Genomic DNA, 6070 nt, shown 5'->3' on the forward strand with positions numbered 1-6070 from the left:
CTCCGCGCAAACGCGGGATTCCGGCGAATTCCGCGCCTTCGTGCACGGATCCGTCAGGTCGGCGCCGGTGCCCACACGTCCATCGGCACGGATCCGACGGCGCGCCCGTCCTCGCCGAGCAGTCGGCCCATCCGTTTCACCCAGCGCAGCGTCACCGCGCGGTCGAGGACCCGCAGTCCCGGCGCGACGGCGCCGAGCCGCGCCTCGTAGTCGGCCAGACCGTCCAGTCCACGGAAGCACGTCACCGCGATCGCGTCGGCGTCGGTGACCGTGGCCGCGCACAGCCGGGTGTCGCGCAACGCCTCGATCGCGTCCATCACCGGAACACGTTCGGCGGCGGGCATGTTCAGCCAGAGCGTGGCCGTGGCCCGCCAACCGGTCACCGGTAGCGCGGCCTCGCAGCGCAGCACGGCCCTGCCACCGTCGAGCACCTTGCCGAGCAGCCTGCGCACCGTGGCCTCCGGGCGGTCCAGGTCCGCGGCCAGGGCGGCGACGGTCCGTCGGCCGTCGGCGCCGAGGGCCAGGATCAGCGCGCGCTCCTCGGCGGACAGCGGCGCGGGCTCCTCGGCTCCGGGTGCCGCGGCCACGGCCAGTTCACGCTGCTGCCCCGGCGAGAGCGCGTCGAAGCGCCACCGGCTGCCCTCCCGATGCAACCGCCGAACCGGGTGGGTCCGCAGCCCGCGCACCCCGGGAATCCGGCCGAAGGCCAGCAGCTGCTCGGTGAACAGGGCCGCGGACGCGGAGCCGACGGTGAGCAGCAGCGGGTGCGCGCCCGCGACCAGCTCCACGCTGACCACCGCGGGCAGCGCGGCGAGCGCCGCGGCCACCGCCGCGAGCTCGCTCGGCTCACAGTCGACCTGGACGAACGCCAGTACTCCGACCGCGGCGAAGCCCGCCCCCGGATAGCAGGTGAGCCAGGCCGTCCCGCTCTCCCGCAGCGCCGACCACCGCCGCGACAGCGTTGCCGCGTCGACACCGAGCGGACCGGCCAGCCTGGCCCACGACGCACGCGGCGCGACCTGCAGCGCGGTGATCAGCGCCAGGTCGAGCTCGTCGACCTTCATGCGCGGATCCATCTCATCCGGCCAAAGTAGACCGCGGTCGAGTCGGGCAGTGCCACCGCCCGACGAAACCTCCTTTCCGGACGCGCCGGTGGGGCATTATTAGGGTGAAACCCCCGGATCGCGACCGAACAGGACCGCCATGGCACCGCAGCTGACGCTTTCCGCGCAGCGCGCCGCGCTGGAGCGGGAGTGGGCGCAGTGGGTGCCGGGCGGACAATCCGCGCCGGGGCGTAGTTCGTCGGTGCGGACCGAGGTGGCGCAGTCGTGGCTGCGCTCGTTGCGGACGGTGGATCCGGCCCGCGATCACGCGCCGGAGAGCGAGGCGGGCGATGTCGGCCCGCGCTGGGCGGAGTCACCGCTGCGGGGGCCGGTCACCGAGTTGCAGGATCAGCTGCACAGCGTCGCCGACGACGCGGGCTACGTCGCCGCCGTCACCGATGCCTCCGGCACGATCCTGTGGACCTACGGCGGCCCGGTCATGCGGCGCAGGGCCGAGCAGGTGAACTTCGCGCCGGGTGGGCGCTGGGACGAGGCGCACATGGGGACCAACGCGCTCTCGCTGGCCCTGCGCACCGATCAACCGCACACCGTGTTCTCGGCCGAACACCTGGTCGCCGCCCTGCACGGCTGGGTCTGTTACTGCGCGCCGATCCGCGCGGCGGACGGGACCCTGCTCGGCGTGCTCGACCTGTCGACCACCTGGAAGCGCTCGCATCCGCTGGCCATGGCGACCGTGCGCACGATGACCAGCGCGATCGAGGCCAAACTGCACGCGGCCGCGCCCGCAGCGGCGGGCATGCGGCTGACCTGCCTCGGCACCGGCCGGCTGGTGCGCGACGGCACGCCGATCCGGCTGCGCCCGCGCCAGCTCGAGATCCTCACCCTGCTCGCCCTCGACGACGACGGCTACAGCCACGAACGCCTGCACTATGCCGTCTACGGCGACCGCGCGGTCGGCGCGAGCACGCTCAAATCGGAGATGTCGTATCTGCGCCGGGCCACCGGCGGTGACATCACCAGCCGCGTCTACCGCTTCACCACGGCACTGTCCTGCGACGCCGTCGACGTGCTGCGCGCCCTGGAATCCGGCGATGTCGACACCGCCGTGCGGCTGTATCACGGTCCGCTGCTTCCGGATTCGGACACCCCCGGCATCAGCGAATGGCGCGACTACCTCGCGGTCGCCATGCGCAACGCGGTCCTGGCCAGCACCGACGCCGAGCACGCGCTGACCTACGGCGAAGCCGCCCCCGACGACATCGCCGTCCACGAACACGCCATGACGCTGCTGCCCCCGCGCGACACGCGGCGCGCGGTCGCCGCCGCCCGCCTGCACAGCGCCCTTCGCGCCTGATCGGTCGGCTTCAACGTTTCATCAACCCTCGCGGCGGATAGTGATGGGCGTCACGCTTCACCGGAATCAGCGAGGAGCCTCCGCACATGATCTACGCCAAGCCGGGCACCGAGGGCAGCATCGTCAGCTACGCCAAGCGGTACGACAACTTCATCGACGGGAAATGGGTTCCGCCGGTCGAGGGCCGCTACTTCGAGAACACCTCCCCGGTCGACGGCCAGCCCTTCTGCGAGATCGCGCGATCGACCGCCGCCGATGTCGAACTGGCCCTCGACGCCGCCCACCGCGCCGCCGACGCCTGGGGCGCCACCTCGGCCGCCGAGCGCGCCAACATCCTCAACAAGATCGCCGACCGCATCGAGACCAACCTCGAAGCCCTCGCCGTCGCCGAGACCTGGGACAACGGCAAACCGGTCCGCGAGACCCTCGCCGCCGACCTGCCACTGGCCGTCGACCACTTCCGCTACTTCGCCGGCGTCCTGCGCGCCCAGGAGGGCGGGATCAGCGAGATCGACGGCGACACCATCGCCTACCACTTCCACGAGCCGCTCGGCGTCGTCGCCCAGATCATTCCGTGGAACTTCCCCATCCTGATGGCCACCTGGAAGCTGGCGCCCGCGCTGGCCGCCGGCAACGCCGTGGTACTCAAGCCCGCCGAGCAGACCCCCGCCTCGATCATGAAGGTCGTCGAGCTCGTCGCGGATCTGCTGCCGCCGGGAGTTCTCAACGTGGTCAACGGATTCGGCGTCGAAGCCGGCAAACCGCTCGCGTCGAGCCCGCGCGTGGCCAAGGTCGCCTTCACCGGCGAGACCACCACCGGCCGGCTGATCATGCAGTACGCCAGCGAGAACATCATCCCGGTGACGCTGGAACTGGGCGGCAAGAGCCCCAACATCTTCCTGCCCGACGTGATGGCCGCCGACGACGACTTCCTCGACAAGGCGATCGAGGGCTTCGTGATGTTCGCGCTCAACCAGGGCGAGGTGTGCACCTGTCCCTCGCGCGCGCTGATCGCGTCCTCGATCTACGACGAGTTCATGGCCCGCTGCGTGGAGCGCACCAAGGCCATCGTCAGCGGCAACCCGCTCGACGAGGCCACCATGATCGGCGCCCAAGCCAGCAACGACCAGTTCGAGAAGATCCTGTCCTACATCGACATCGGCAAGAAGGAAGGCGCCGAGGTCCTCACCGGTGGCGCGGTCCGCAACGTCGACGGCCTGGGCGACGGCTTCTACATCGAGCCGACGATCTTCAAGGGCAGCAACGACATGCGCGTGTTCCAGGAGGAGATCTTCGGCCCGGTCGTCGCGGTGACCACCTTCGACTCCACCGACGAAGCACTGAAGATCGCCAACGACACCCTCTACGGCCTCGGCGCGGGCGTGTGGACGCGCGACATGAACACCGCCTACCGCCTCGGGCGCGGCATCAAGGCGGGCCGGGTATGGACCAACTGCTACCACGCCTACCCCGCACACGCGGCCTTCGGCGGGTACAAGAAGTCCGGCATCGGCCGCGAGAACCACAAGATGATGCTCGACCACTACCAGCAGACCAAGAACCTGCTGGTCAGCTACTCGCCGCAGAAGCTCGGCTTCTTCTGATGGTGCGGCGCGTCGACCTCACCGAACAGGCGGCGACGCTGCTGCGGGACCTGACCGGGCGACACGGCCCGGTCATGTTCCACCAGTCCGGCGGCTGCTGCGACGGCAGCTCCCCGATGTGCTACCCACGCGGTGAATTCCGTGTGGGTCGCTCGGACGTGCTGCTCGGACATCTGCCCGACGACACCCCGTTCTGGATGAGTGCCGACCAGTTCGAATACTGGAAGCACACCCATCTCACCGTCGACGTGGTGCCCGGCCGGGGCAGCGGCTTCTCCCTGGAAGCCCCCGAAGGCGTGCGGTTCCTGATCCGCTCCCGCCTGCTCACCGACGACGAGGTGGCCGAGCTGGAATCCCAGCCGCCGCCACCCACCGGTGACACCGTTCCCCAGTGATGTGAAACACCCACTATCACACCGTTCCCGCAGGTCGGCGGCGCTCGATACGCGCAGCTGACCTGCGGGATCCACGGCCGTAACAGTCGTCAACCATTCTTCAACCCTCGACGATCACCGTTGCCGTCGCTACGCGCTTTGTTTGTTGATGAGGAGCTACCCCTGTGAGTACCGACGCGATCCCCGCCGCCGGCGCGGACACCCCCGCCGACGACTATCTCGCCAAACGCACCCTGCGCTCCGGCTCGGCCGGTTGGGTGCTGCTGGCCGGTCTCGGCGTGAGCTACGTGATCTCCGGTGACTACTCCGGCTGGAACTTCGGCCTCGCCGAAGGCGGCTTCGGCGGTCTGCTGATCGCCGCGATCGTCATCGCCGCGATGTATCTGGCCATGGTCCTCGGCATGGCCGAACTGTCCTCGGCACTGCCCGCCGCGGGCGGCGGCTACACCTTCGCCCGCAGGGCACTCGGCCCGTGGGGCGGATTCGCCACCGGCACAGCGGTTCTCATCGAATACGCGATCGCGCCCGCGGCCATCGCCACCTTCATCGGCGCCTACGTGGAGTCGCTGAACCTGTTCGGGATCACCGACGGCTGGTGGGTGTACCTGGCGGTGTACGCGCTGTTCATCGGCATCCATCTCGGCGGTGCGGGCGAGGCGCTCAAGGCGATGTTCGTGATCACCGCGATCGCGCTGGTCGGGCTGGTCGTCTTCGCGATCGCGGCGGTGGGCCGGTTCGACGTCGCGAACCTCACCAACATCGCGCCCGACGCGACCGCGACCGGCGCCTCAGCGTTCCTGCCGTTCGGGTACATGGGCATCTGGGCGGCGATCCCGTTCGCGATCTGGTTCTTCCTCGCGGTCGAGGGCGTGCCGCTGGCCGCCGAGGAGGCCACCGAGCCGGAGAAGAACGTGCCCAAGGGCATCATCGTCGCCATGCTGCTGCTGGTGGTGACCGGCGCGGTGGTGCTGTTCCTGGTGACCGGCGCGCTCGGCGCCCAGGGCGCGTCGGCCTCGGGCAATCCGCTGGTCGAGGCGCTCGGTGACAGCCCGGCCGCCAAGGTCGTCAACTACATCGGCCTGGCCGGCCTGGTGGCCAGCTTCTTCTCCATCGTCTACGCCTACTCCCGCCAGACCTTCGCCCTCTCGCGCGCCGGCTACCTGCCGACCAGCCTGTCGGTGACCAACTCCCGCAAGGCGCCGGTGCTGGCGCTGATCGTGCCGGGCGTCATCGGCTTCGCCCTCTCGCTCACCGGCGAGGGCGCGATGCTGCTGAACATGGCCGTGTTCGGCGCGGCCGTGAGCTACGTGCTGATGATGGTGAGCCACATCGTGCTCCGGGTCCGCGAGCCGAACATGCCGCGCCCCTACCGCACCCCCGGCGGCATCGCGACCACGGCGTTCGCGCTGGTCATCGCGGCCGCGTCGGTGGCGGCGACCTTCCTGGTCGACCCGAAGGCCGCGCTGTTCACCCTCGGTGTGTTCTGCGCCTTCATGGCCTACTTCGGCCTCTACAGTCGCCATCACCTGGTCGCCAAGTCGCCCGACGAGGAGTTCGCGGCGCTGGCGAAGGCCGAACAAGAACTCGAGTAGCCGCAGCCAGACGTGCGGGGGGGGCCCCCCCCCCCCCGCCCCCCCCCACCCCCCAAGGAGG

Annotated in this window: 5 protein-coding genes; 4 read left to right on the forward strand and 1 reads right to left on the reverse strand. The window is 70.1% G+C overall.

All coding sequences use genetic code 11. From position 1 onward, the window contains the following. Positions 1–53: 53 nt before the first annotated feature. On the reverse strand, positions 54–1064 hold the full coding sequence (locus QH270_RS28385; protein WP_280347106.1) for an Lrp/AsnC family transcriptional regulator: 1011 nt from the start codon (positions 1062–1064) through the stop codon (positions 54–56). A 139-nt stretch (positions 1065–1203) separates the two neighbouring features. Here QH270_RS28385 and QH270_RS28390 point away from each other — a divergent pair, with 139 nt between their 5' ends. From QH270_RS28390 to eat, 4 genes are all read left to right on the forward strand, one after another. After that, positions 1204–2418: a transcriptional regulator gene (locus tag QH270_RS28390; protein WP_280347108.1), complete on the forward strand. Its 1215-nt coding sequence runs from the start codon at positions 1204–1206 to the stop codon at positions 2416–2418. An 86-nt stretch (positions 2419–2504) separates the two neighbouring features. Further along, the gene (gene adh / locus QH270_RS28395) at positions 2505–4022 is read left to right on the forward strand and encodes an aldehyde dehydrogenase (RefSeq protein WP_280347110.1); all 1518 of its coding nucleotides are present in this window, start codon (positions 2505–2507) and stop codon (positions 4020–4022) included. Continuing rightward, positions 4022–4417, forward strand: a complete 396-nt coding sequence (locus QH270_RS28400) for a DUF779 domain-containing protein (RefSeq protein WP_280347111.1) — start codon at positions 4022–4024, stop codon at positions 4415–4417. The genes adh and QH270_RS28400 overlap by 1 nt, the downstream gene beginning before the upstream one ends. A gap of 164 nt (positions 4418–4581) precedes the next feature. Then, positions 4582–6009, forward strand: a complete 1428-nt coding sequence (eat, locus tag QH270_RS28405) for an ethanolamine permease (RefSeq protein ID WP_280347113.1) — start codon at positions 4582–4584, stop codon at positions 6007–6009. The last annotated feature ends 61 nt before the right edge of the window (positions 6010–6070 follow it).

Source organism: Nocardia neocaledoniensis, assembly GCF_029868625.1.
Taxonomy (GTDB): Bacteria; Actinomycetota; Actinomycetes; order Mycobacteriales; family Mycobacteriaceae; genus Nocardia; species Nocardia neocaledoniensis_A.

What these genes read in the sequence shown, in the direction of transcription:
- QH270_RS28385 (WP_280347106.1), bottom strand. Translation starts at nt 1,064, where the DNA reads ATGAAGGTCGACGAGCTCGACCTGGCGCTGATCACCGCGCTGCAGGTC.
- QH270_RS28390 (WP_280347108.1), top strand. Translation starts at nt 1,204, where the DNA reads ATGGCACCGCAGCTGACGCTTTCCGCGCAGCGCGCCGCGCTGGAGCGG.
- adh (WP_280347110.1), top strand. Translation starts at nt 2,505, where the DNA reads ATGATCTACGCCAAGCCGGGCACCGAGGGCAGCATCGTCAGCTACGCC.
- QH270_RS28400 (WP_280347111.1), top strand. Translation starts at nt 4,022, where the DNA reads ATGGTGCGGCGCGTCGACCTCACCGAACAGGCGGCGACGCTGCTGCGG.